The organism is Marinifilum sp., from assembly GCF_965230805.1.
Classification (GTDB): domain Bacteria; phylum Bacteroidota; class Bacteroidia; order Bacteroidales; family Marinifilaceae; genus Marinifilum.
On sequence record NZ_OZ246019.1, the window covers coordinates 4714576 to 4739588 of the forward strand.

Sequence of the window (25013 nt, forward strand, 5' to 3'; positions counted from 1 at the left end):
CAATTTGATTTACTCATTTACATTTTCTATTCCATCCTTCATTTCAGGATACTTCTTTTTCTCGGTCATATAGAAGATTAATGGAACAATTACCAAGGTAAGAAATGTTGATGCGATAGATCCTCCCATTAATGAAATGGCTAGTCCTTGAAAAATTGGATCGAATAAAATGACCACAGCACCAATCACAACGGTACCTGCTGTTAATAGAATCGGAGTGGTTCGAACAGCTCCCGCTTCTATTACGGCCTCCTTTAATGGCACATTTTCTGCCAATCGCAGATTGATAAAGTCAATCAACAGAATCGCATTTCGAACCATAATACCAGCTAAGGCAATCATTCCAATCATTGAAGTTGCCGTGAAGAATGCGCCCATCAACCAATGGCCTATCAATATCCCCACAAGGGAAAGTGGTATGGAAACCATCATTACAAATGGAACTTTAAAATTCTGGAACCATCCAATTATCAACATATAAATCACCAATAACACCACTGCAAATGCTGCACCCAAATCACGAAACACTTCGAACGTAATTTGCCATTCTCCATCCCATTTTAAACTGTAATTGTCTTCGAAAAACGGTTGTTTCGTATACTCTTCCAAGAGCTCGTAGCCTTTGGGGATTTTCACATCGCTTAAGTGATCAGAGATTTCTATGATTCCATAAACCGGACTTTCTAATTTTCCGGCAACGTCAGCGGTAACGTATACCACTCTCTTCTGATTCTTTCTGTAAATGCTCTTCTCTTTAATTCTTTTATGGATATCAACAATATCTCCAATCGAAATCATCTGTCCCGATTGAGTCAATAGGTTTACTTTTTTTAGATCGGTAACACTGCTTCTATCTTTTTCATGAAGACGCAAGTTAATACCAATTTGTTCATGTTCGTGTTCCTGATACAGTTGAGAAACTTCTTTTCCCTTTAATACCATACTTAAAGTATGTACAAGCTGCTTTGTTGAAACACCGGCAAGCATAGCTTTCTCTTTGTTCACATTAAATTGATATTCAGTTTGATCATCTTCAACCAACCAATCCACATCTACCACATCATTGGTATTGTTAAAAATGGATTTAACTTGCCTGGCAACATCAATTTGACCTTCGGTATTTGGCCCATAAATTTCTGCCACCAATGTCGACATTACCGGAGGTCCGGGTGGTACTTCAACTACCTTAACATTTGCATTAAATCTTTCTCCGATCTGTTGTAAACCTGGTCGCATTGCTTTTGCTATATCATGACTCTGCAAATCTCTATCATGCTTTTGTGTCAGATTCACCTGAATATCTGCAACATTTGAGCCTCTGCGTAAATCGTAATGACGCACCAAGCCATTAAAGTTGATTGGTGCAGAAGTACCTACATAAGTCTGATAATCAACAACGTTTTCTTGCTGTGCAATGTATGCAGCCAATTCTTTTGCAACAACAGCCGTTCGTTCGAGTGTAGTACCCTCAGGCATATCAATTATTACCTGGAATTCATTTTTATTATCGAAAGGCAACATTTTAACCGCAACCAATTTAAAGTAAATCAATGTTGTTGATGCCAATAATAATACGCTAACCGTTCCGATAAATCCCCAACGCTTGACTTTCGATTCCAGCATGGGACGAATGGTAGCCGCATACATTTTATAAATCACAGAATCTTCAAGTTTAAATACCTTTTCTTTTTTGATCTTCTTTTCGTTATGGTTCAACAACCTAAAAGCCAAATAAGGGGTAATTGTAAGCGCCACAAGCAGCGAAAATATCATGGCTAACGAGGCACCAATTGGCATTGGGCTCATATATGGCCCCATTAGTCCTGATACAAAAACCATTGGCAAAACGGCTGCAATAACAGTAAATGTTGCTAAAATGGTTGGATTCCCAACTTCATCAATAGAATGTAAGGCTGCTTTCATAAATGAAATTTTCTTCATTTTAAAATGCCTATGCATATTTTCCGCAATAATAATTGAATCATCAACTACAATGCCTGTTACAAAAACCAAGGCAAAAAGCGTAATCCGATTTAATGTGTAATCCAGAAAATAATAACTGAACATGGTTAAAGCAAAAGTGATGGGTACAGAAAGAAATACCACCAAACCTCCGCGCCAGCCCATTGCCAGCATCACTACAAAGGTTACCGCCACAATGGCTCCTAAAAGATGCAGCAACAATTCAGCTACTTTATGAGAAGCCGTTTCTCCGTAGTTTCTGCTTACATCTACCTGAACATCCGAAGGAATTAAATCTTTTTTAAGCGATTCGATTTTACTTAAAATCTGTTCGGATACCTTCATGGCATCAGCTCCTCTGCGTTTGGCCACAGATATTGTTACGGCAGGATATTCTCCTTTAAATTGCACTTTGGCATCGTTAATTTTTCCGTAACCGAAACTTACATATTGAGATGGAATTTCCGGACCATCGATTACTTCAGCAACTTGTTTTAAATAAATGGGACTCCCTTTGTATACACCAACAACCAAACTGGAAATGTCTTCAGCATTTTCGAGAAACCTACCCGATTCAACCAAATACTCCTGATCATTGCTATTAAATGAAGCTGATCCTAATTGTTGATTAGAGATTTTAATTTGTTCAGATATACTTAATGCATCCAGCTTATATCCTGCCATTTTTTCCCGGTTTAAAATTACCCTTACCTGGCGCGAACGACCTCCAATCACTTTAGTCTCCGATACTTCTGCTACTTTTTCAATTTCGTTGTTCACCTCCTGGGCTATTCTTTTCAACTGAAAATCGCTATAGGTTTCGCTCCAAAGTGTTAGCCCAAGTACGGGAACATCATCAATTGCACGTGTTTTTATCAATGGCATGGATGTTCCTTTTGGCATTTCATCCATGTGTTTCATAATTTCGTTGTACATTTTCACCAGAGATCTTTCCACATCTTCGCCTACAAAAAACTGAACAATTAAAATGGCCTGCCCTGGCATCGAAGTTGAATATACATATTCAACCCCTGGAATATTTGCCACAACCTTTTCGAGAGGCTGCATCACACGAGATTCTATTTCCGACGGACTAGCCCCGGGATACATTAAAAAGATATCAGCAATGGGAACATCTATTTGTGGTTCTTCCTCTCTTGGGGTTAAATAAGCACTGTATACACCAATTACCATAAAGGTGACCATTAATAGAGGGGTCAGTTTTGAATTAATAAATAAATTGGCTATGCCGCCTGCAAATCCTGTTTTCATCTTTTAAGAGGTTTGATATTGTAATTCAAATTTTCTTTTAACATCCGTATTATACCAGTTATATTGCGAAACAAACCTTTAATGGTTTTGAGAATTTTGAGTTTAGTAAAGGCTAAAAATAGAGGCACAGCTTTAGCTACAGCGGTACAATTAACGATTAATAAACTTAAAAGGACACAAAAATGATACTGATTATATTGGTTTATAATGTTTTCCGCTGTCAGATGGAAGCCACAAGATCAAAATAATCATTACCATATATGTTTAATAATTATATTTATCATGCTCCTTTCATCGCATTACTGGTATTACTTGATGCTTAATTTTGCACCATCCCAAATCTTACCCTGATAAGATACAATGTACTGTTCTCCATCGCTTAAGCCCGACAATACCTCAGTCCTATCATCGATGGTTTTACCAATACGAACCCAACGTAAAATTGCCGTTCCCATTTGACTAACCGTGTACACTCCTGTAAGCTGTCCTTTTTTTACCAATACCTTGTTAGGGATAAAAATGCCGGGTGCACCTTCCTTCTCTATCACAACCCGGGCATACATTCCACTATATAAGCTTGCTTTTTGCTCAGCTGTTGGCTGTAAAGCAATCTTAGCTTCGAATTGATTGCCTGTATACAAAGCAGAAGGGTTTACCTCGGCAATCGTACCATCAATAGTTAGGCTAAGTGCTGATATTTTCACCCTTACATGATCTCCATTTTGAATTTTAGATATTTCAGTTTCCGGGATTCTAGCCATAACTTTGTATTCTCCTTGTTTCTCAATAGCCAACAATGGCATTCCTGGAGAAGCCATATCACCAACATTCATATATTTTTTGGTAACAGTTCCATGGTAAGGAGCTTTTATGGCAGAGTAGCTTAACATCTCACTCACTTCTTTCATTCTTTGTTTTACTGATTCCAATTCGGCTTTAGTCATGTTGTAATGTGTGGTAACGTCATCCATTTCTTTCTGCGTAGCACTCTTTTGTTCCAATAAAACTGTGAATCTATCGTAATCTTTTTTTGCATTCTCGAAAGCAGCTTCAGCCTTCGTCAAATTGGCTATAACCTGTGCTTTTTTAGCCTTAATATCCTGATCTCTAATCTGAACTAACAATTGTCCTTTTCTTACTTTTCGACCTGGCTCAACATATATTCTTGCAATTTGTCCCATAATTCTGGTACTGATATTCGCATGTGTTTCTGCCTCAATCTTACCCGAAAAGCTCATTATTTCAGCTTGATTTAAGCTTTTTACAGTTTGCACACTTACCAAAAGATCGGCCTTCTGTGTTCTTTTTGAATTTGATTCACTACCGCACGATTGAAATCCCCAAGCAAGTGTGGCAGTTAATGCTAATAATACTATGTTCTTAGAGTTCATTTTTATGTTTCTTTTAAGATATTGATTTTGCTTATTGTAACACCTTTTCAAGCAATAATTCCAATTGAAAAACTGCAACATGATAATTGTATAATGAGTTGATGTAATCAAGTTTCTTCATCAAAGCCATTGATTCAGCATGCAATACATCTATGGTTTTTTCCAATCCCTGCTTATACCTGTTGGTTCTTATTCTAAATGCCTCTTCGGCTTGTTCCTTGGCAAGTTTGTTGGTTTCAATTCTATTGAATGTGAGTTTCAAATTCCGCTTGGCAGCTATAATCTCCATATTCGATCTGGACTGATAATCGGTAAGGTCAAATTTTGCAATTTTTAATTCCGCTTCGGCCTTTTGCACTTTCCCTGCATGTTTATAGCCAGTAAAAATATCCCACGATAAACTTGCGCCCAACATATAATTATTGGCCGAAGTCCCGAAAAGCTTTGAGTCGTTCCATCCGTAAGCACCAAAAGCATTTAATCGAGGTAGAAATCTCATTTTCTCTGATTTCAACATATTTTCATGCGACTCCAGACTTTTCTTGTAAGCCATGATATCCGATCGCATTCCTTCATCCGACTCGCTTAATGCCTGTAGTAATGAAGGTACGTGATTCAATTTGTCGGTAGTGACAATAGTAGTCTGAATATCCAAGCCTAGGATGTATGCTAACCATTCTCCTGCCTGCCGTTGCGAATTTTTAGCATCTTCGAGTTGATTATTTACCTCAAGTAAGTGCACCTTAGCAGAAAGTAAATCAGCCTCTTTCGCATATCCCTGTTCTAAATTGTGTTTTGTTTGCCGTAGTGCCGATTTGGCAGTTTCCACTGATTTGGCAATTACATCTACCGCTTCTTGTGCTAATTCTAATTGGTAGTATGCTTTCTTCACCTCAAACTTTGTAAAGTTAATGGCACGTGCAGTAGTAAAATCAACAGCTTGCATTTTTGTATTGGCTGCTTTTCTAAGGTAAAATCCATCAAAATTAAGAATGGGTTGCTGCACTGTAATTTTGGTATTGTAGTTCTCAATTCTATCAGGGTCATTTAACAAGATTGGATTAAAATCCTTACTGGTAGTAATTTTCTGTTTTAACTTAAAACCAAAACTTGCTAATGGATCATTTGTCGCTACCGCAGTATGCGATAAATTTAATTTGGGAAGAAATACCGAATTTGTTTGACGAAATTCTGCTTTTGCAACTCTTCCCTGCTCTTTCGCTTTGTTAATTTGCCTGTTATTATCAGTAGCTGTTTGTAAAGCTTCTTGCAGGCTTAACTTCATTTCTGTTTGTTGTGCCAACAGCTTACTTATCTCACTTACAATAAGAAAACAGATGAATAGGCTGATAATTTTTCGCATGTCTATTTATTGATTGTTTAATGATTTTTGTCCAAATGTATATATTTTAATCTATATATCCAAACATCTAGATGTTTGAGTTTGGTTTTAAAACCTATCTCCTCAATATCATCTGGTTTTGCACATTGAAATTTAGAACAATATACAATAACAATCAACAAATATTTTATATAATATTTTCTGTAAGGGTAAAAAAACTTGCACAATGCAAGCTCACAATTCATTTATTCTGAAATACCAGTATTAGAATAAAACAAATCTCGTTCTTTTGTCCATTTGAGTTTATTCTTGTTAAAAGAAATCACTTAGCTAAAAACCTAAATTCAATTTAAATTTCTTAATTAAGTTTAAAAGACTTTGCCTCTATGTTTAACCTTAACAAACTCCAAATTTTTAAAACCATTGAAGGCTTATTTCTGTTTATATTTTTTTCATTTGCCAGGTAGAAGCCACAAGATCAAAACAATCATTACCGGGTAAATCATGCTCGCTTCAGAAATGGTACAGTTACTTCTCTAATTCCTTTCGCAGAAGGTTTAATACCCTAAAGGCAGAAATTTTAATATTCCTTTCACGCACCTTATACAATTCCAATTTTTCTGATTTTACTCCAAAATCTCCCGCAAGGGCAATCCAAACCGTCCCTACAGGTTTCTCATCGGTTCCTCCATCCGGACCTGCAATTCCAGAAGTTGCAAGAGCATAATCAGTACTCAAAACACGTTTTGCACCTAATGCCATTTGTTCAACAACTTCTTTACTTACCGCACCATGCACCTCCAAATCTTTCGCATTAACTCCTAAAACATTCTCCTTTATTTCATTTGAATAGGAAACAACACTTCCTTTAAAATAAGCAGAACTACCTACATTCGAAGTAATTAGATGAGCAATATATCCACCCGTACAACTTTCTGCAGTACCTATCGTTTTATTTTTTGCTAAAAGTAGTTCTGCAACACGTTCCTCAATGGCTGTATCATCGTAAGCAAAAATATTATCGGGCAAGATCTTTTGGAGTTTCTCAACTTCCAATTGAACCATTTGTTTCAACTCATCTTTATCGTTGCCTGTGATACTTAAACGTAATCTAACTTTACCTGGCGATGGCAAATAAGCCAGTTTCATATCTTTTGGCAAATTCTCCTCCCAATCAGTAAGCATGTCAGCCAAAACCGATTCTCCTATTCCCTCTGTCATAATCGTTTTATGAACGATTTCGGGAGTTGCAAAATGACTCTTTATTCTTTCAATTAAGCCATTCTGCATAATTCCTTTCATTTCGAAAGGGACACCCGGCATTGATGCAAGAACTCTATTATCTTTTTCGAACCACATACATGGAGCAGAACCAAAATTATTAGGAATAATTTTAGCCCCATCAGGAACAAGAGCCTGCTCGCAATTAAACCGATTCATCGGGATTCCATACTTTGCCAATCTATCTTGAATTTTTCGATACAATTCATCGTCCTGAATCAAGCACATTCCAAAATAATCGCTTAATGTTTTTTTAGTGATATCATCATTGGTTGGGCCTAATCCTCCTGTCATTAATACAAGAGGAGCTCTATTCATGGCAGCTTTTATAGTATTTACAATATCATCCGCCTGATCTGAAATACTTGTTATTTTGGATACACTAATTCCATTTTTATTTAATTCTTTAGCCATCCATGCCGAGTTGGTATCCACAACCTGTCCTATTAGTATTTCATCGCCTATCGTAATAATTTCTGCTTGCATTTTTCCTGATATTTAAGCTTTATTTTTTGTAAAGTTAATTGCTTTTAATCTTTGCAATAATGTTGGATGAGAATAATAGAAGAACACATACGCTTTGTGTGGTGTAAGATTACTTAAAGTACTTACCGATAGTTTTATTAGAGCATCTCCTAATGATTGTCCTTCATAATTATTCTTTGCATATTCATCAGCTTGATATTCATTCGCTCTTGAAAGTAGGTTCATACCAAGTCCTAAAATACTGGAAATTGGTGAATATAGAATTCCAAAAGCGATCAATCCTAAATGGAAACCATGCTGCTCGGCTCCTAAAGCTTCTGATAACTTAGGATTAGCTATAAAAATGGAAAAAATGTAAAACATTAATCCTGTTTGAAGTAATGATAAAATGATTCCGCTTTGAGTGTGTTTTTTCTTGTAATGCCCAATCTCATGAGCTAAAACAGCGACAATTTCTTTTGTTGACAACTCAGATAATAATGTATCGAATAATACAATGCGCTTTTTAGCTCCCAAGCCGCTAAAATATGCATTCCCTTTTGAGGATCTTTTAGATCCATCCATTACAAAAACATTATCGAGCTTAAAGCCTGTTTTTTTAGCAAACTTCTGTATCTCAGCTTTCAATTCTCCTTCCTCTAAGGGATTTTGCTTGTTGAAAAGTGGCACAATCAAGGATGAATAAAACATGGTCATAAATATCATGAAAGCTGCTATAACAGCCCAAGTCATCCACCAAAAATTATTGGTTGTTTGCAAGTAAATCCAAATCAGCAAAGCCAATAAACCTCCACCAATCACCATTCCCAAAAATGCTCCTTTAAATAAATCGAGTATAAAAGTTTTTATGCTGGTTCTATTGAACCCATACTTTTCTTCAATCACAAAAGTAGAATAGTACGAAAATGGCAGGCTAATAATACTTGATGCCAACATAATTACTCCAAAGAACCATAACGCAAGCCAAATGGGATTTGTAGTATACTCTCTTATCAATTCATCGACCCAGGCAAAACCACCTAAAACAATCATTAAGATACTGGCTACAAAACTTATAGCAGATGAAACAAAGCTTAACTTATACTTCTCTTTCTGATAATCCTGAGATTTTAGGTACTGTTCTTTTTCATAAATACCTTCTAATAGTTTAGGAAGTGTAGGAGACCAATTTTTAAGGTTTAAAATATCCAGAAATCGTTCCAATATAAAATCAAAAATCAATATGCCCAATAGGATATACAAAATTGTTGTTACAGTCATCTATTCTAATTTTTAATTTGCAAAACAAAATTAAGAAGCCCAGAAAGTACATACTTTCAAGGGCTTATTTTTATTTTGTTTTTTCTTTTCCAAAAAACTTATCTAAAAGGTAGCTATTTTGGATTCTTTGGGTTAATTCTTTATAGTATTCTTTTATGAACTTGTATTCTGACGGCTCTTTGTCTAAATCTTGATAATATTTGATGGATTTTTGTATCCAAACATTTGCTTTTTGAAAATCCTCCTTCAATTCATAGGCCATTGCTAAATTATAACATGCTCTTCCTGCAATCTTTAAATCCACTGAGTTAGTGTGTTTTTTCCACATTTCTATAGCTTGGTTCAAATTTTCATTACTCAGATAATAATAAGCTAAAGAAAAATCCTCATGACCGGCAATAAAGTAGGTTCTGGTTAGTTCCTCCCAAGTTGGGGAAATTAAATTTGCATAATTACGACCAACTTCATAGGAAACTTCAGCATTAAGCTCCTTGCGCGTTGGCATCTTATCTTCAATTAATTTGGTAAAAGAATAAGAGCTAACTTCTGTGTAAAGACTATCCGAAATCATTCTTTCATCATGAAGTTTTTGAAGCAAGGGATCATAAATTCTCCAAACAGCATAGTATCTTATATCCGTTATCCCCCAATTTTCTTCACCTTTTATCGTTTCATATTCATTAAAAATTTGTAGATCTTCTAAGCAAATTATGATATCAGACCCACTAGATTCACAGACACTGTCAACCTGCTCCCATGTCATGGGATCATACTTTCTTTCTCCCTCGATATGCTTAATCGAAAATCGAGTAAACGAGATGCTATCTAGTGCATAGTAGTTAGATAAATTTTCGCTTAATCCAAGATGGCAATTAATTGCACGAATTTTATCGTAATTAGCTGTATCCTTTACGGTTAATGCGTTTGATTGATAATATTCTGATAATGAATCCGAATCAAAACTAAGATTCCGATCGACAAATCCTATGGTTTTTACATCTGGAGGGACAATAATTTTTGGTGCTTTTAAACTCTCAAATGTATATAGTGCCATTGTTTGACAACTACCAAAAATCAAAGGAAAAACTCCAAATAACAGATATTTATTAACATTAATTCTTGTAGGAATTCTTAGCATATTCATTCTTACTAAATTATTGCGGTTAGGATTAATTTCCAAGCCAATATCTTCTCAAAAACCATTCCGAAACCATTAATATAATAATAAAAAGTAATAAATAAAGTGAATCAACAGCCTTGTCATAACTTGTTTGATATACAATCGTAGGTTTCCTCCTGTTGTCTTTCAATAAATCATCTTTAATTTTTATTGAACTGATTTCACTATAATAATTTCCTTGTGATAAAGCAGATATTTGTTTAAGTGTTAATGGATTTGCTTGTAAATTTTTTGATTCAAGATTATTCTCTCGCACAATAAACTCTCCAAATCGCTCCAGGTTTTCTTCTAAGCCAATACTTGAAACTTTATACTTATATCTTCCCTTTCTCAGAGAATTTATACTTAAATCATAAGCATCCTCATTTTTTGAAAATCTATAGTTGTAAGTATTATTCTCAGCATCTATTAAAACAAAATTAAGTTCGGCTTTGTTTGAAAGTTGATAGCTTTTGTTGTACAACTCAGCCTTAAAGTGAATTTGATTACCCTCAGTAAAGTCCTTTTGATGATTAACAACTAAGTGATCCTTTTTTACATTTAATGCCAAATATTGAACGATTCGGTTAATAAGGTCATTAAATCCTGAATTTGTATCGAACTGTTTAAATTCATTTAACTTCCAGCGCCATAAACCTTCTCCAAATATCCAAGCCATTTTTCTATCTTTCATAATAGAAAAAGCCATCAACGGATATTGCGTATCAATATTTTTTATTCGCTGATAAGCTAAAACATTGTATTCTGATTTGAAATGAATTTCACCAAAGGGTGCTAATAAAGGTGGAAGCTTCTCAAAACTATTCTTCTTCTTTGATTCTAAATTAAACAATGAAAAGTTTTTATTTCCTTTGAACAACACATCCTGAAAGTAGGCATTTTCATTATTGATATTCAGCCCCAGGTTTAAAGAGTTCAATTTAATCAAGTCAGTACTACCACCGACAATAAACAAGCTAGGTATCCTTTTATATTGCAGTTGTCGAAATAAATCTATATGACTACTTCCTTTTGAAGGAATCTGATAAGCAATTACCAAGTTAAGGTCATCAAAATTAACCTGCTTTTCTGAAAGATTTATTAATTGAAAATCAATGTTAGGATTTTCAAGAAAAGCCGATCTTATTGCTCCTAAATCAGGATGATATTGATCGAAAAACAAGGCAATCTTCTTTTTAGAATCCAGAATATCGACAACAAAGTCGGCTTTATTATTTTTAAAAGAATATTCTAAAAAGTTAGATTCTAATTCTGCGGTAAACCGTTGCAATCCTTTCTCATCAGTATCAATAAAGTAATCCTTTTCTTGATAAAAGTTCTCTGAATTTACGATAATCTCATCTTGTAAGATCAGTTTATTTTTATTCTTTATTTTAAAACCTAGCTTCTTGTGCTTAGAATTTTGAGCTTTAAAACCAACTCTTACCGGCAATTTCGTATTGGTAAATCCAATTCTGTTCGAGCGAATCGAATAAACAGAAACATCTTTAATTTTGGCTGTATCTCCAAGCTGTATCGTATGAACTGGTATTCCCAGATCAGGAATAAGATATCGTGGATTAGCTCCTGAATTAAACAAGCCATCACTTGCAATCAGCAATTGAACTTGATCCATATTACCATAGTTATCTTTTACAAACTTGAACAATGATGAATAATCCGTTGACTTCTCATTAAAGTCAATCTTTGTTGCAACTTCAACTTTATCTCCAAAACTTAACCGTCGAATAGAATAGTCATCTTCAAACTCTTTTAACAGTTCATCAATTTCAGAATAATAGCTACTTAAATAATAACTTGAATCTTTCCCAAACCTCAATGAAGCTGAATTATCTTGAGCAAAGATTAGAATTGGCTTATTTTCAATCGTTTTTTGATATCTAATCCCAGGCTCGAGTATTAAAATTAATAAAGTCAAGATTGCTAGAAATCGCAGGATAATAAGGCTGAAATTTTTCCAAACTGCCAATTCCTTATGCAAATTTTGCCTGTGAAAATATGTGCGGATAGAAATTGCCGATGCCAAGATTAAAATCGGCAACACCCACCATATCGAGTATTGTGTAACCAGTGAAATATCCAACTTTCTTTCTTTTGATCCAGCAAATTTAACAAAGAAATCCGTTACTAAGGCCTTTAATGATTATTGTTCGTCCACTTTTTGTGTTTAAATAGATTTATGCAATTCATTTTTGGCTTTAAGCCGAAAGATTCACACCAATGATTTAATTCAATTACTAGCATGCCAGCTTAAATTCCCGGATCGTTTTCTGCTATAAATTTCACTCCATGAATGATCTTAAAATCAAACACAAATTCCTCTTATCACTTGAATGGCTAAAAAGATCAGTAAAAAAAACACTTATCCAAATAACTAAAAGCATTACAACAAAATAAACCTCTCCCTATGTCCTTTTGAGTTGATTTTTCTTTAAAAATATAGCCGTAGTTATGGGTATGATTCTATTGTTTCACTTGACTAGACTCAAATTCTCAAAACAAGTTAAGATGCTTTTTTTTTTAACAATTTGCCCATTTATTAGATGGAAGCCAACAGGTCAAAATAATCATTATCATGTATGTTCAATAATTATTTTAATCCTGCTCGTTTCATTCTATCAATTTTTATTCTAAAAAAAAATATAAAAAGCTATCAATCTATAGTTTTAAACTTCTTTAACACTTTTTCGCAGCGCTTAACCGTTTTTAAACGTACATTTGTAATGTAACAGAATTGAAAAGTGTTTTTCATAGAGTTATAGGGTTAAAAAGTGAATATAGAAGAGTCGGGGGTGGTTTCCCGACTTTTTTGTGCATAAGACAGATATTGAACCACCATTCTCTGCACTTAAATATCATTATTATCGCAGTAATTAATTCTGATTTACATAACAACAATCAATACAAGCTGATTTTTCTTTTTCCCAATCAGTGTATTCAGCTCCACTTGTAAAGTAAAAATATCCCAAAACCATTTCAAATTATTCCTTGAGGTAGGCAAAATCATGAATAATATCTATATCCCATGGTTGGTTGAAATTATACTTAGATATCAAACCCAGGACGCACAAAATTTCTTGCTTCAGGAAATACTTCTTCGGTCAAAGTTCGTAAGCCAGATAATAACAGTAAAATAGGCAACATTCGGTCTTCTACTCCTGGAAACCTGTTCATGTAATATGTCCAGGCTTCAATAGAGTTATCAATAGAAATCAACACCACTTTTGCTGAGGCTACGCTATCGTGAGCATAAAACTCATTTCCTGTTTCATCCGTATTGGATTTACTACGAAGGGCTCTAAACAATTTACTTGGGATGATAAACTGAAACCATTTAATAATCTCAGATTTATCAAACACTAGCAATTCTATATCATTCATTTCCTCTTCCTCTTTAAAATCAAAAATCTCCTTTAAAGTTTGAGATCCTATGAACAAAAGTGATTCAAAATCTGCAAACCAAGAATCTACCAACTCAGAGTATTTATCTGCCTGTAGCATTAACTGGCTATTAAAAATTAATTCATCTTTTTTTACTTCTATCTCTGTATTAAATTCATCTGATTGTTTAGGAAGTTCCATACCCAAATCTTTGGCTGCTTGATTCAATAATTCCATACTGAGTTGAAACATTTCATCCAAATTCTCCATTGCTGACGAAGCTTCTGCCTCAGCATCATGCTCTGCTGATTTTAAGTCTGGAACTCCTTCTTCCATCATCTTATAATTTAGACAATTGGCGGTAAACTTGCAGCGGTCACACCATCCATCACAATAGTTGTATATGCCGGGAATTAGGTTTGGGTTTTGTATTAATGCAAAGAGTAAGTCTTTATTCATTTAGTGTAGTGATCTTAAAATAATAGCATAATATATTAAAACAAAACAGATTACATCTTTGTTAAATCAAAAAGTAACATTTTTGATTCAAAAGTTTATTTTGCTAATAAAGTTCTTGCTTTGCTTAGACATCCGTTCAAGCTGCATGCAGCCTCAAAGTTTATTGTACTAAACATTTACAATTTGGTTTCATAAAAATCTAATGTTTTTTTAAAACAAAACAGATTCAAAAACTTTAATAGTGCTAATTCTCTTTTGATCAGCATCTCTATTGCTATTATACCAAGTTTTATTGAAGTTGAAATTGTTAGAAAACTGGATGTAAACTCTCTATTTTTTGGCTTTTTCCCTAAATCTTCTTATTACATTGGTTTATCCCATGTGCAAGTTTGAAGTATTAGAGTTGAACTTCTGTATCAGAAGGAATCAAAACAAAGAAACCACTTCCGTAGAAATGGTTTCGTAGTATAATTCAGGGGGGGGGAAATATAAAATCAGTGATTATTTATTCTTATAATTCTTCAATTCTAGACATATAGGTAGAAGTTTGAACCAATAGCTTTTGTAACTCTACTAATAGCTTACCCCTGTTCTGATCTTCCATTCTACAGATGGGTGAGCGGAATTCTTCTTTAACCTTTCCCATTAAACTCAAGCCTGTTTTTACAGGTATTGGATTTGATTCGATAAAACACAACTGAATAATATTTAAATACTTTAAATGTAATTCTCTAGCCTTAATCAGATTACCTGTTAAAGCTGCTTCCATTAAGTCGTGAAACTCTTTTGGAAATAAATTGGCGATTACAGAAATCACACCATCAGCACCTAAACAGACAGCAGGAAATGCCATAGCATCGTCCCCAGAAAAGACCATAAATCCAACAGGTCTATCACGCAGAATGCATGCCATTTGTTCTAAATTCCCTGAAGCTTCTTTTATCCCAACTATATTCTCGTTTTCATTGGCCAATTCCACTATCAAATCAGCAGGAATATTCGACGCAGTCCTTCCCGGAACATTGTACATGATTACAGGAATGGATACCGCATTGGCAATCTGAGTAAAATAGTCTTTAAGTCCTTTTCTTGTCGGCTTGTTATAGTATGGCGAAACAACCAATGCTGCATCGGCTCCAAAAGATTCAGCCATTTTTGAATTTTCAACAGCTGTTGCCGTCGAATTAGATCCGGTTCCTACAATTACAGGAATGCGTTTATTAACCTTAGCGATAACAAATTTAATCACCTCACGATACTCATCTTTCGATAAGGTAGCCGCTTCTCCTGTAGTTCCGCATACTACAATTCCATCCGACTGATTTTCTATTTGAAATTCAATCAAATTATACAGCGCTTCGTAGTCAACGCTTCCATCTTTGTTAAAAGGTGTTACAATTGCAACAATTGATCCTTGCCAATTCATATTCATTATGCTTTCGATTCTTTTACGTATTAAAAGAGCTTAAAATAATCCCGATAAACCTCTGATATGGATATTTGACAAGATCAATTCACCAACAGAAGATTACCGGTATTATTCTCCTTGATTAAAAAACCTACTGGTTAATACAGGGTTGTGGTTTACGCCTGCAAATATAGATGGTGCAAACAAGTCAATAAAATTTTTAGAAAATTTACTCATAAATTCTACATTTTGTGATTATTTCAACATATTTGTAAGGAAATACAACAAATATCTTAAAAATGATAACAATTCCACAAGTGGTAGAAAAAATTGTGAATACTCAGCCATTTTTGGCCGAGGCATTGGTCGAAGGCTTAATTAACGTTTCTTCTTTAGCGCGCAAAATACAGAATCAAGTTGAAGATACGGTCAAAAAACCTGTAAAAATTGGAGCAATTATTATGGCATTGAACAGGTTAGCTCCAAACCTTGAAGTTAAAATCAATCCTGGTTTGAAAGATGTAATCACAAATGTTGGCGACATCATTGTTCGTTCGAACTTAATGGATTTCACTTTTAAAAACTCTAATACCTTAATCGAAAAGCACATGGAATTATTGCGCTCCATCGGGCCAAAACAGGAGTTTTTCTATACCATGGTACAAGGAGTGTTTGAATCTAACCTTGTGGTCTCCGGCTCTCTTCAGCAAAAGGTAGAAGAAGCTTTTAATGGCGAAGAATTGGTTGCAAAAAATGAAAAACTATCTTCTGTAACTTTGAAACTTCCTGCTAACAATTCTCAACAATTAGGGTTCTACTACTATATTCTAAAAAATATTGCATGGGCTGGAATTAATATCGAAGAAGTGGTATCTACCACTAACGAATTTACATTGGTTGTGCACGATTCTGATATAGACAAAACATTTTCAGTTCTAAAAAATATGGGAAACAACTAATCGATCTATTGATTTAGCCCGTACTTAAATCTCTTTTTTCTTGATGAATGGGATGAGTTCCGGAAGAATAAATTCTTATACATGATTACCATGAAATCATCACAATTATATCTTTTCAAAGCCTTTAAAGAACTCATCCAATTTGTCGAAATTCTGTTCCCCAATTAGGTCAAGAAAGCTTGCAAACTCAGGAGCTGGATTCTTCAAGGCATCCTTAATTTTATACATGGCATTGAACTCGGTAATGAATTCAGCTCTCATATCAAATGCACATACCAGTGTTTCATAAAATACACGGAATAAATTCCCTTGACTATATAAAACTTGATCATCAATAGAAATTACTTTCATCAGGTTCATCAATAAATCAAGGTTTTTTAGCTCAATAGCCACAGCAAATCCTTTAGTAAAATTAGCAAATAGCATCTGTAATGACTCTTTATCGTTATACTCCGGAATAGGAACAGGTGTAAATTTACAATCGTTGAACAATGCCAATGCCTCGTCTCTCTTACCTGAAGTTAGCAACATAAACGCCTTCACATTCGACAAGCACAAATGATAAAATTCTTGATATTTATCTTCAGGTAAGTCTAAAAACGCTTGATCCAATACTTTTACACCTTCCTTCATTGCATTTACAATTTTTTCATCGCCTCGTTTAAACGAAAATTCAGCCATGTACTGCAAAGCCCAATTCAATCCATAAATCCATTTACCTGATTTTGAACATGAACAATAACCTTTACGATATTCTTCACCTGCCTCATGTAACTCTCCAAAAAGAGAAAAAGCACCTGCCCGCAAGTGCAATATCTCCAAATAATAAGCCGCATCATTTTTTAAGTTATCAACAGAACGATCCATCAAAAAATCTCTTATCAAACTTGGATTTTTCTCTTGAATACCTTTATTATAAGATTGAATTAGAGCCTGGTATATTTCTTTATTTGTCTGCATCTATATTGATTTTTTTTACTTTTATTAATTGAACAAATCCCAAGGATATAACACTTATGGCAGCTCCCGCTAAAAATGGAATGTGCCGATCAATCATCCACAACATACCTCCCACAACCGGAATTACAACTGCAGATATGTGATTAATTGTGAAACCTACTGCCATTGATGGCGCAATATCCTTTTGGTCACCTGTTTTCTGGAAATAGGTATTAATTCCCATCGAAAAACCAAAAAAGATATGATCGATAATGTAAAGGCCTGCAATAATCCATGCGTTATCAACAAATGCATATCCAAGAAAAACAAAAATCAGGCTGATGTACTCAGCAGAAAGCATCTTGCGTTCTCCAAATTTATTTATTCCCTTGGCAATATAAGGCGATATGAAATAGGTGATAATATTATTTATCACAAATAATACTGCAATATCCTGAACCGAATAGTTGTACTTTTCTACCAGCATAAATACGGCAAACACTACAAAGATCTGACGACGCGCTCCACTTAAAAAATTAAGCACATAAAAAAGCCAATACCTTTTTCGTACCACCATTCCCTTATTTTGAGGAACTATATTCTTATCTGTTGGTTTCCAAAACAATGCCCAAACCCCAAGTAAAAAAACAACAGCTCCAATAAGAATAAAGCTTAACTGCAGTGATATCAAATGAGCAATTCCATAAATAAATGCTCCCATACTAACATTGGCAACAGCCGTCCAACTCTTTTGCCTGGCAAATACAAATGGGGAATCTTCATGAGAAAAGTACTGTAAGGTTAATGATTTGTTTGTGGTCTCGAAATAATGAAATCCGACTGACATGAGCAATGTGGTAAAAATCAATCCCCAAAAACTTGGAAAAAATCCTGTGCAGGCAACCCCAACTCCAACCAGCAAAACCGAAATTGCCGATAACTTATGCTCTTTGATTACCAATAGCAAATAAACAACCAACAATGCTAAAAAGCCCGGAACCTCTCTTACTGATTGAATAATACCAACTTGAAAACCATTAATCCCAACTTCGTCAACGGCTAAATTATTAAACAAAGTTCTCCAGCCTTGATGACCAGCAGTTGCTGCAATTACCAACAACATCAGGTACTGGTACATGATATTTCTTTTCAAATCCTTGGTCATGTCTTACATCTCTTAAAAATGAGTGGCAAAGTTACTAAAATACTACTTAACCTTAGTACAATTGTTTCTTAATGCATGGAATACGGCAAACGTATTTAATTTTTAATAAAAACAACTATATTTGAACTGCCAACCTTTTAACATCAACCTGCATTATTAATTTTATAAATATTTCGAGAATGAGAAATTTATTATGTGTAGGTTTTGCCGCATTTTTATTAGGATTAAGTGCTTGCGGTAGCGATGAAGCAGAGATTATTGAAGAGGAGTTAACAGAACAATCGGTTACCATTGATGAAAAGCTGTTATTGGATTTGGTGAATGATGTAAGAGCTGCGGGAACAACATGCGGCGACACTTATTATCCTCCGGTTGAGGCAGTATCCTGGAATGCTAAACTTGAGCAAGCTGCTAAAAATCATAGTACCAATATGTATGAGAATGATTTTTTCTTACACGAATCCCTTAATGGCAGTACATTAACAACACGTCTAAAGGAAGTTGAGTACAATTATTCCACAGCTGGCGAAAACATTGCATTTGGATATACCAAGGAACAACAAGTAATAAATGCTTGGCTAAAAAGTGCAGGACATTGCGCCAATATCATGAATGGCAGTTTTAAAGAAATGGGTGTGGGAAGAGCAGGAACCTACTGGACCCAGAATTTTGGAACGCAAAGATAACTTTAGTACATGAAAAAACCACACCGGGCGTTAATCGGTGTGGCTTATATCTGTTTGTTTGAAAAGCTTTAAGTCTGTCTGTTAAAAACTTAAATTAATTGTGTTGTGAAGCGAATTATTCAGAAACCACTTCAAATTCGATCTCAACTTTAACTTCTTTGTGAAGTTTAATAGAAGCGGTATACTTACCGATCTCCTTTACAGCATCTTTTATAGAAATTACTTTTCTGTCAATTTCGAATCCTTTTTCCACTAATGCTTCAGCGATTTGGATGTTGTTAACAGAACCAAAGATCTTACCGGTAGTACTGGTTTTAGCACCTAAACTTAAAGTAACACCTTCTAATTTCTTAGCAATTTCTAATGCTTCGTTTTTAATTTTTTCCTCTTTATGAGCTCTTTGTCTCATGTTTTCAGCATGCATTTTCTTAGCTGACTCTGTAGCTAAAATTGCAAGACCATTAGGAATTAAATAGTTTCTTCCGTAACCATTCTTAACAGTTACGATATCGTTCTTATATCCTAAAGTATGGATATCTTGTTTTAAGATTACTTCCATTTCGTTTCCTCCTTCTTTAAAGATTATTTCATCATGTCAGTTACGTATGGTAGTAATGCCAAGTGACGAGCACGTTTAACTGCAGTTGCTACCTTTCTTTGATATTTTAAAGAAGTACCTGTGATACGACGAGGTAAAATCTTACCCTGCTCGTTCAAGAATTTCTTCAAGAATTCAGGATCTTTGTAATCGATATACTTGATCTTGTTTTTCTTGAAACGACAGTATTTTTTCTTTTTGATCTCAACTGAAGGTGGGGTCAAATATCTGATTTCTGATTGATTTTGTGCCATAGCTTATTTCTCCTCTTTAGTTTCTTTAAGGTTTCCTTTTCTTTTAATTGAATACTCATAAGCGTATTTGTCAAGCTTGAAAGTTAAGAAACGCATGATTCTTTCATCACGTCTGTAGTTTACTTCCAATTTCTCGATCAATTCACCTGGAGCTTCAAATTGAAGTAGTTGGTAAAAACCAGTACTTTTCTTTTGAATTGGATAAGCAAGCTTGCGCAATCCCCAGTTCTCTTCATTTTCAATCTTACCGCCATTTTCGGTAATAAGAGTCTTGAATTTTTCTACCGCTTCCTTTACCTGAGCCTCAGATAAAACGGGAGTTACAATGAAAACGGTTTCATAATGATTCAACATAACTTAAATAATTTAATTTAATACTTAATAATTAAGTGTTTTTATCGAGCCGCAAAAGTAACTATTCTTTTTTGATTTTTCAATAATGTCAAGCCTTAATTTGGCAGCGAACAGCAAAAGTAAAGCTTTTGAGATGAACCAAAAGCCCTTAAATTAATCTTTAAGTGTTACCAACTTTAATATGAAACGAACATGAGTAAAACAATTTTTATGGAAGAATAAAATCAACAGTGTTAAAGAAAGAGATTGATATCATCCTAATACCAGCATATAATACCACCAGTTCATATAGCCATCGTACAACTCGTTTTTAATTAGTCTGCATTCCTTGCCTTGCTTGGCAAGCAAGCCATTTTTTTGTAACTTTTTACTAATCATTTAAACTAAACTCAGGCTTATGAAGGACAGGATGATAACATTGGCAACCTATAGTTACTCAAGAGCCCAGCTGCTTCAAACTCGTTTGGAATCGGAAGGAGTTGAGTGCTATTTAAAGAATTTAAATTTAATACAATCTGCCGTTGGCGGTGGAGTAAAGCTTCGAATTAAAGAAGAAAACCTTAATCGTGCTTTAAAAATTATTGAAGAACTCGATTTAAGCTATGTACAGGAAGATTTGGATGCTACTTTCCCACATCAGAACATTGATGTAAACCGCATCTTGGTTCCTGTTGATTTCTCAGATTTTTCTCCAAAACTTTGTGATTGTGCCCTTGGCATTGCTAAAAAGTTTAACGCAGACATTTTATTATTTCACACTTACTTTGCATCTGCAATCGAAACAGTTCCATTTTCTGATAGTTACACCTACAACTCTACAATAGTGGAAGTATTATCGGAAGTAGAAAAAAATGCCAAAGCAAAAATTAAAGAGCTATACTATGACATTCGAAATCGCCTTGAAGAAGAAAGAATTGAAGGCATCGAAGTAGATTATGAACTGAGTGCAGGAACTGCATCTTCGGAAATATTAAATATCTGTAAAAGATACCAACCCGACCTAATGATTATGGGTAGCAGAGGTGAAACTGCGGGCACAACCAATCTTTTAGGTAGTGTGGTATCCAACGTGATAGAAGAAACAGATGTTCCAATCTTAATTCTTTCCGACCAGGCTGATGTTGTTAATTTCGACCGGATTCACAATATCATGTATGCTACAGATTTTGATAAGGCCGACTTTAGAGCCATTGCAAATCTAAAATACATAACTCAGCCATACGATATGAAAATTCACTGTGTGCACTTCGATGACAAATTTTCAGATGATGATCCAATGGAAGAGCATCGTATGCAGGTTCTTCGCAAGTATTTAAAAAGAACACTTGGCAATAGTGATGTAAGCTGCAGAATCATACACGAAGATGAAAAATCGCAAGGAATTGAAAAATACACTCAGGATCAAGACATTGGGTTGATAGCTATTCTTGCAAGAAAACAAAGCTTACTGCAAAGATTATTCTTTGGCCAATTATCAAGAAAGCTGTTTATAAAAACACATATGCCAATCTTGATTTTTCATTAAAATCAAATTATGAAACAAAAACGGAAAGTTCACAAGCCCAAAAACTTTTTTAATTCATCGGTTTGATAAGCCTGCTTGTCGAGCCAGTTAATTGCTTTTGCAGGTTCACGAAAAATATGCGTTTTCGCCTTGATGTTCCTCAAATAGAACGAAAACACATATGCTTTGATAATTTGCAGAAACTTTGATTCAATCACAATGGCATTGTGTTCGTATTGCAAATGCTCATCAATCTTTTTTATGGCTTCTTTGCATGGCCATTTTAGGAGGGGATAAAATCAATTCAGTAAGATCACAAATCGAAGCAAATCGCTTATGCGGATACAATGCCAACATATTATCAATAGTTTGAACAAAGAAATCCACAGCATCCTGATCTTGTATGCCTTTCTCTTTAAAATAAAGTGAGTTCGACGTAAAACTCTATCCACAGAAAGTTCTCTTTACGACATCTTCACATTAAATTTAACCAAAAGATATCTTTCATAAAAATTCAAAATGACATTAGCCTTCTGTATTTTTCCCTTAGGTGTTTTACTGTTCCTAAATTGAGTCGGAAAGTATCCATTTTTATAGCTTATAAGACGGCCTACCTGCTTTTCAAGCTCATTTTTTAATCTGCATTTGCGATACAGATTTTTCCCATACCCTGTATACTATAGTATACATGACCCTGTAAAAGTAGTACACACGACCCTGTAAAAGCAGTATACAGGGTATGGGAAAAAATACTCTTGCGAAAATAAAGAAGCAATACCAATTATGAATCAAAATGATTGATATTCAATTCTCCTATTCTTTGTTTATAATTTGGATGATAAAATACGCGGAATCAGCAACACAACTTACTGGCTTACAAGATACAAACAAAAACTTTTGGTCTAAGAATGGTATAAATCACAAGCCAGCTCCCGGCTTTATGTCATTAGTCCGAAAATGCATTCACTTCCAAACAAAGCAAAAATATCATGTTACTTAGTACATATCTTCCCTTTATCGATTCTGCTTGAATTGTGCACTTTTAAAAAGAAAGAAATCAACTTAGCACAATCATGATCATTTGAAAGGCTTGAGGTTTACATTTTTCACCTGCCGTTTCCGGGATAAATGGAATATATAATTTCGAGTTCGCTTTTCTGCTGTTCAATTATTTTACATTTTTGCAATTAAAATCAAAAAAAGTAAGAATGGATTTAAGAACTATTATAGAAAACAGATACTCGGTTCGTTCCTATCAACCAAAAGAAGTTGAAGAAGAAAAGCTGATAAAAATATTGGAGGCTGGTCAGCTTGCTCCATCAGCTGTAAACAATCAGCCTTGGCATTTTATTGTAATACGTGAAGCTGAAAACCATGCTAAGTTCTCCGAAATTTACCATAGAGATTGGTTTAAAGAAGCTCCTGTTTATATCATTATTTGCGGTGATCATGATGCAGCATGGGAAAGAAAAGAAGATGGAAAGGATCATACCGATGTAGATACTGCCATAGCCATAGATCATATGACTTTGCAAGCAACTGAATTGGGTTTGGGCACTTGTTGGATTTGCAATTTCTATGTTGAAAAATGCAAAGAATTCTTTCAGTTGCCCAATTTTATTGAACCGATCGCAATCTTAACACTGGGCTATCCAAAGCATGATAAAATTCCGGTAAAAAAGCGCAAGGCCTTAAATGAAATTGTACACTGGGAAAAGTTTTAGTATAAAATGAATTGCAAACAAATGTGTAAAATACCAGTAACAGTTGTCACCGGATTTTTAGGTGCAGGCAAAACAAGCTTATTAAATCATCTGATTTTTGATTATCCCAATAAGAAATTTGCAATTATCGAGAATGAATTTGGTGAAGAGAATATTGATTCTGCTTTGGTTAAAAATATCCAATCTGAAGATATATTCGAGCTAAGTAATGGATGCATTTGTTGCAATTTAAATCAGGATTTAATTGTTGTTCTTCAAAAATTGGTAGAATCAAAACATCCATTCAACCATCTGCTAATTGAGACAACCGGAATTGCTGATCCGGGAGCTATTCTTGCCTGTTTTATTAGTGATCCCATTATCAAAAATCAATTTGAACTCGATAGTGTAATCTGTATGGTTGATGCTAAAAACTTAGGTTCTGATTTGGAAAAAGAGGAAGTTTTATCAAAGCAGATTGCAATTTCTGATTTGATACTGCTAAACAAAGTAGATTTGATAAACGACACTGATAAAGATTCGATTTTACGATTGCTACGAAATCAAAATCAGCAAGCTGAGATTCTGGAATGTCAATTTTCTAAAGTTGAAAATGCAGAACTACTTGATCGGTTTTCATACAAGACAGAAAAGGTTTTCCAGCATATTTTCGGTTTAGAAACCAACATGAATAATAAATCTGCTAAGAACCATCACACCATTCAAAACATGCTGTTTACATGCAATGAACCCTTAGATCAGATGAAAATAGGAATGTGGCTTGATGCATTTCTGCAATTTAATCAAGATACCATTTATCGCGTTAAGGGGATTTTGAATTTAAAAGGTGTTCAAAACAGAATTGTATTGCAATCGGTGCACACCCAAATAAAAGCTACTATTGGGAAAGCTTGGGAGCCGGATGAAAAAAGAGAGTCTAAGATTATTATTATTGGCAAAAGCCTAAATAAAAAAGTAATCGAAAAAAACCTTCTGGAATTAAAAGCATGAGCCAATTATAACAAGCTGATTTCGCTTTAATTACCAGTTTTAACACTGCTTTAACTAAGTTTAAACAAACTTTTATATAAATTTGTGCACAGCTCAACACAAAAGTTTTTTTATTTCTGATTCACCCATTTTATAGTTTTGCACGTCTGATTACTGATTAAAGGAAAGAAAAAGTGAAGACACCATTAAGAAAAATTACCTCTCTGATTCTGTTAGGGTTTTACCTGACAGGTTTCTGTGGTATTCACTTTGTTAAGCATAGCTGCACATCTTGCAAGCATTCCGAAATTCACTTTAATGTTGATATTTCTTGTGCAAATCATAGTACAAGTTGTGATGATGATTGTGCCTGTTGCTGTTGTGATCATTCTCATAAAAAAATGAATCATGTAAGCAATGAGGATTGCCATAACAGCTT

General features: G+C 34.5%; 20 protein-coding genes. 5 read left to right on the forward strand and 15 right to left on the reverse strand.

Translation table 11 applies throughout. The annotated features are described in order from the left end of the window. Nucleotides 1–9: 9 nt before the first annotated feature. The 9 genes from ACO05S_RS18355 to dapA all read right to left on the reverse strand — a co-directional run bounded on the left by ACO05S_RS18355 (nt 10) and on the right by dapA (nt 15440). Entirely contained in the window at nt 10–3234 is a 3225-nt protein-coding gene (locus ACO05S_RS18355; protein ID WP_421919471.1) for an efflux RND transporter permease subunit, read from the reverse strand. A 308-nt stretch (nt 3235–3542) separates the two neighbouring features. Then, complete coding sequence (locus ACO05S_RS18360) at nt 3543–4625, reverse strand: efflux RND transporter periplasmic adaptor subunit (RefSeq protein WP_421919472.1); 1083 nt, start codon at nt 4623–4625, stop codon at nt 3543–3545. Between the two features lie 31 nt (nt 4626–4656). Further along, nucleotides 4657–5988 carry a TolC family protein gene (locus ACO05S_RS18365; RefSeq protein ID WP_421919473.1) on the reverse strand — a complete coding sequence of 444 codons (1332 nt, stop codon included), beginning with the start codon at nt 5986–5988 and terminating at the stop codon, nt 4657–4659. A gap of 507 nt (nt 5989–6495) precedes the next feature. Further along, a complete protein-coding gene (locus tag ACO05S_RS18370) occupies nt 6496–7734 on the reverse strand; it encodes a competence/damage-inducible protein A (RefSeq protein WP_421919474.1) in 1239 nt (412 codons plus the stop codon). Nucleotides 7735–7746: 12 nt separating this feature from the next. Further along, nucleotides 7747–8994, reverse strand: a complete 1248-nt coding sequence (locus ACO05S_RS18375) for a M48 family metallopeptidase (protein WP_421919475.1) — start codon at nt 8992–8994, stop codon at nt 7747–7749. A gap of 70 nt (nt 8995–9064) precedes the next feature. Continuing rightward, on the reverse strand, nt 9065–10174 hold the full coding sequence (locus ACO05S_RS18380; RefSeq protein ID WP_421919476.1) for a DUF6340 family protein: 1110 nt from the start codon (nt 10172–10174) through the stop codon (nt 9065–9067). Next, entirely contained in the window at nt 10164–12092 is a 1929-nt protein-coding gene (locus tag ACO05S_RS18385; RefSeq protein WP_421919477.1) for a hypothetical protein, read from the reverse strand. The genes ACO05S_RS18380 and ACO05S_RS18385 overlap by 11 nt, the downstream gene beginning before the upstream one ends. Nucleotides 12093–13219: 1127 nt before the next feature. Continuing rightward, nucleotides 13220–14014 (reverse strand): hypothetical protein, encoded by a 795-nt coding sequence (locus ACO05S_RS18390; protein ID WP_421919478.1) that lies wholly within the window; start codon nt 14012–14014, stop codon nt 13220–13222. 511 nt (nt 14015–14525) lie between these two features. Further along, nucleotides 14526–15440 (reverse strand): 4-hydroxy-tetrahydrodipicolinate synthase, encoded by a 915-nt coding sequence (gene dapA, locus ACO05S_RS18395; RefSeq protein WP_421919479.1) that lies wholly within the window; start codon nt 15438–15440, stop codon nt 14526–14528. 281 nt (nt 15441–15721) lie between these two features. On the opposite strand from dapA, the gene ACO05S_RS18400 reads away from it, so the two are divergent. Continuing rightward, complete coding sequence (locus ACO05S_RS18400; RefSeq protein WP_421919480.1) at nt 15722–16381, forward strand: hypothetical protein; 660 nt, start codon at nt 15722–15724, stop codon at nt 16379–16381. A gap of 105 nt (nt 16382–16486) precedes the next feature. Here ACO05S_RS18400 and ACO05S_RS18405 read toward each other — a convergent pair whose 3' ends face one another. Both ACO05S_RS18405 and ACO05S_RS18410 read right to left on the reverse strand, forming a co-directional pair. Continuing rightward, nucleotides 16487–17341 carry a hypothetical protein gene (locus ACO05S_RS18405; RefSeq protein WP_421919481.1) on the reverse strand — a complete coding sequence of 285 codons (855 nt, stop codon included), beginning with the start codon at nt 17339–17341 and terminating at the stop codon, nt 16487–16489. Beyond that, on the reverse strand, nt 17328–18485 hold the full coding sequence (locus ACO05S_RS18410) for an MFS transporter (RefSeq protein ID WP_421919482.1): 1158 nt from the start codon (nt 18483–18485) through the stop codon (nt 17328–17330). Before ACO05S_RS18410 ends, ACO05S_RS18405 begins: the two co-directional genes overlap by 14 nt. Before the next feature lie 179 nt (nt 18486–18664). Between ACO05S_RS18410 and ACO05S_RS18415 the strand changes: the two genes are divergently transcribed. Next, the gene (locus ACO05S_RS18415) at nt 18665–19171 is read left to right on the forward strand and encodes a CAP domain-containing protein (protein ID WP_421919483.1); all 507 of its coding nucleotides are present in this window, start codon (nt 18665–18667) and stop codon (nt 19169–19171) included. A gap of 115 nt (nt 19172–19286) precedes the next feature. On the opposite strand, the gene rplI is transcribed toward ACO05S_RS18415, so the two are convergent. The 4 genes from rplI to ACO05S_RS18435 form a co-directional block, all read right to left on the reverse strand. Further along, nucleotides 19287–19730, reverse strand: coding sequence for a 50S ribosomal protein L9 (rplI, locus tag ACO05S_RS18420; RefSeq protein WP_421919484.1), 444 nt, complete (start codon nt 19728–19730; stop codon nt 19287–19289). Nucleotides 19731–19753: 23 nt separating this feature from the next. After that, nucleotides 19754–20023 (reverse strand): 30S ribosomal protein S18, encoded by a 270-nt coding sequence (rpsR, locus tag ACO05S_RS18425; protein ID WP_054721204.1) that lies wholly within the window; start codon nt 20021–20023, stop codon nt 19754–19756. 3 nt (nt 20024–20026) lie between these two features. After that, nucleotides 20027–20377: a 30S ribosomal protein S6 gene (gene rpsF / locus ACO05S_RS18430; protein ID WP_216616269.1), complete on the reverse strand. Its 351-nt coding sequence runs from the start codon at nt 20375–20377 to the stop codon at nt 20027–20029. Nucleotides 20378–20629: 252 nt separating this feature from the next. Beyond that, nucleotides 20630–20755, reverse strand: a complete 126-nt coding sequence (locus ACO05S_RS18435) for a hypothetical protein (protein ID WP_421919485.1) — start codon at nt 20753–20755, stop codon at nt 20630–20632. Between the two features lie 19 nt (nt 20756–20774). Between ACO05S_RS18435 and ACO05S_RS18440 the strand changes: the two genes are divergently transcribed. The 3 genes from ACO05S_RS18440 (at nt 20775) to ACO05S_RS18450 (ending at nt 24595) form a co-directional block, all read left to right on the forward strand. After that, on the forward strand, nt 20775–21902 hold the full coding sequence (locus ACO05S_RS18440; RefSeq protein WP_421919486.1) for a universal stress protein: 1128 nt from the start codon (nt 20775–20777) through the stop codon (nt 21900–21902). A gap of 1187 nt (nt 21903–23089) precedes the next feature. Beyond that, complete coding sequence (locus ACO05S_RS18445; protein WP_421919487.1) at nt 23090–23605, forward strand: nitroreductase family protein; 516 nt, start codon at nt 23090–23092, stop codon at nt 23603–23605. 21 nt (nt 23606–23626) lie between these two features. Beyond that, nucleotides 23627–24595: a CobW family GTP-binding protein gene (locus tag ACO05S_RS18450; protein ID WP_421919488.1), complete on the forward strand. Its 969-nt coding sequence runs from the start codon at nt 23627–23629 to the stop codon at nt 24593–24595. The last annotated feature ends 418 nt before the right edge of the window (nt 24596–25013 follow it).

Coding starts and splice junctions, on each gene's coding strand:
- rpsR (WP_054721204.1), bottom strand. CDS start 20,023: ATGGCACAAAATCAATCAGAAATCAGATATTTGACCCCACCTTCAGTT.
- ACO05S_RS18365 (WP_421919473.1), bottom strand. CDS start 5,988: ATGCGAAAAATTATCAGCCTATTCATCTGTTTTCTTATTGTAAGTGAG.
- ACO05S_RS18405 (WP_421919481.1), bottom strand. CDS start 17,341: ATGCAGACAAATAAAGAAATATACCAGGCTCTAATTCAATCTTATAAT.
- rpsF (WP_216616269.1), bottom strand. CDS start 20,377: ATGTTGAATCATTATGAAACCGTTTTCATTGTAACTCCCGTTTTATCT.
- ACO05S_RS18390 (WP_421919478.1), bottom strand. CDS start 14,014: ATGAATAAAGACTTACTCTTTGCATTAATACAAAACCCAAACCTAATT.
- ACO05S_RS18360 (WP_421919472.1), bottom strand. CDS start 4,625: ATGAACTCTAAGAACATAGTATTATTAGCATTAACTGCCACACTTGCT.
- rplI (WP_421919484.1), bottom strand. CDS start 19,730: ATGGAAGTAATCTTAAAACAAGATATCCATACTTTAGGATATAAGAAC.
- dapA (WP_421919479.1), bottom strand. CDS start 15,440: ATGAATTGGCAAGGATCAATTGTTGCAATTGTAACACCTTTTAACAAA.
- ACO05S_RS18370 (WP_421919474.1), bottom strand. CDS start 7,734: ATGCAAGCAGAAATTATTACGATAGGCGATGAAATACTAATAGGACAG.
- ACO05S_RS18445 (WP_421919487.1), top strand. CDS start 23,090: ATGGATTTAAGAACTATTATAGAAAACAGATACTCGGTTCGTTCCTAT.
- ACO05S_RS18415 (WP_421919483.1), top strand. CDS start 18,665: ATGAGAAATTTATTATGTGTAGGTTTTGCCGCATTTTTATTAGGATTA.
- ACO05S_RS18400 (WP_421919480.1), top strand. CDS start 15,722: ATGATAACAATTCCACAAGTGGTAGAAAAAATTGTGAATACTCAGCCA.
- ACO05S_RS18450 (WP_421919488.1), top strand. CDS start 23,627: ATGTGTAAAATACCAGTAACAGTTGTCACCGGATTTTTAGGTGCAGGC.
- ACO05S_RS18355 (WP_421919471.1), bottom strand. CDS start 3,234: ATGAAAACAGGATTTGCAGGCGGCATAGCCAATTTATTTATTAATTCA.
- ACO05S_RS18440 (WP_421919486.1), top strand. CDS start 20,775: ATGAAGGACAGGATGATAACATTGGCAACCTATAGTTACTCAAGAGCC.
- ACO05S_RS18410 (WP_421919482.1), bottom strand. CDS start 18,485: ATGACCAAGGATTTGAAAAGAAATATCATGTACCAGTACCTGATGTTG.
- ACO05S_RS18375 (WP_421919475.1), bottom strand. CDS start 8,994: ATGACTGTAACAACAATTTTGTATATCCTATTGGGCATATTGATTTTT.
- ACO05S_RS18435 (WP_421919485.1), bottom strand. CDS start 20,755: ATGATTAGTAAAAAGTTACAAAAAAATGGCTTGCTTGCCAAGCAAGGC.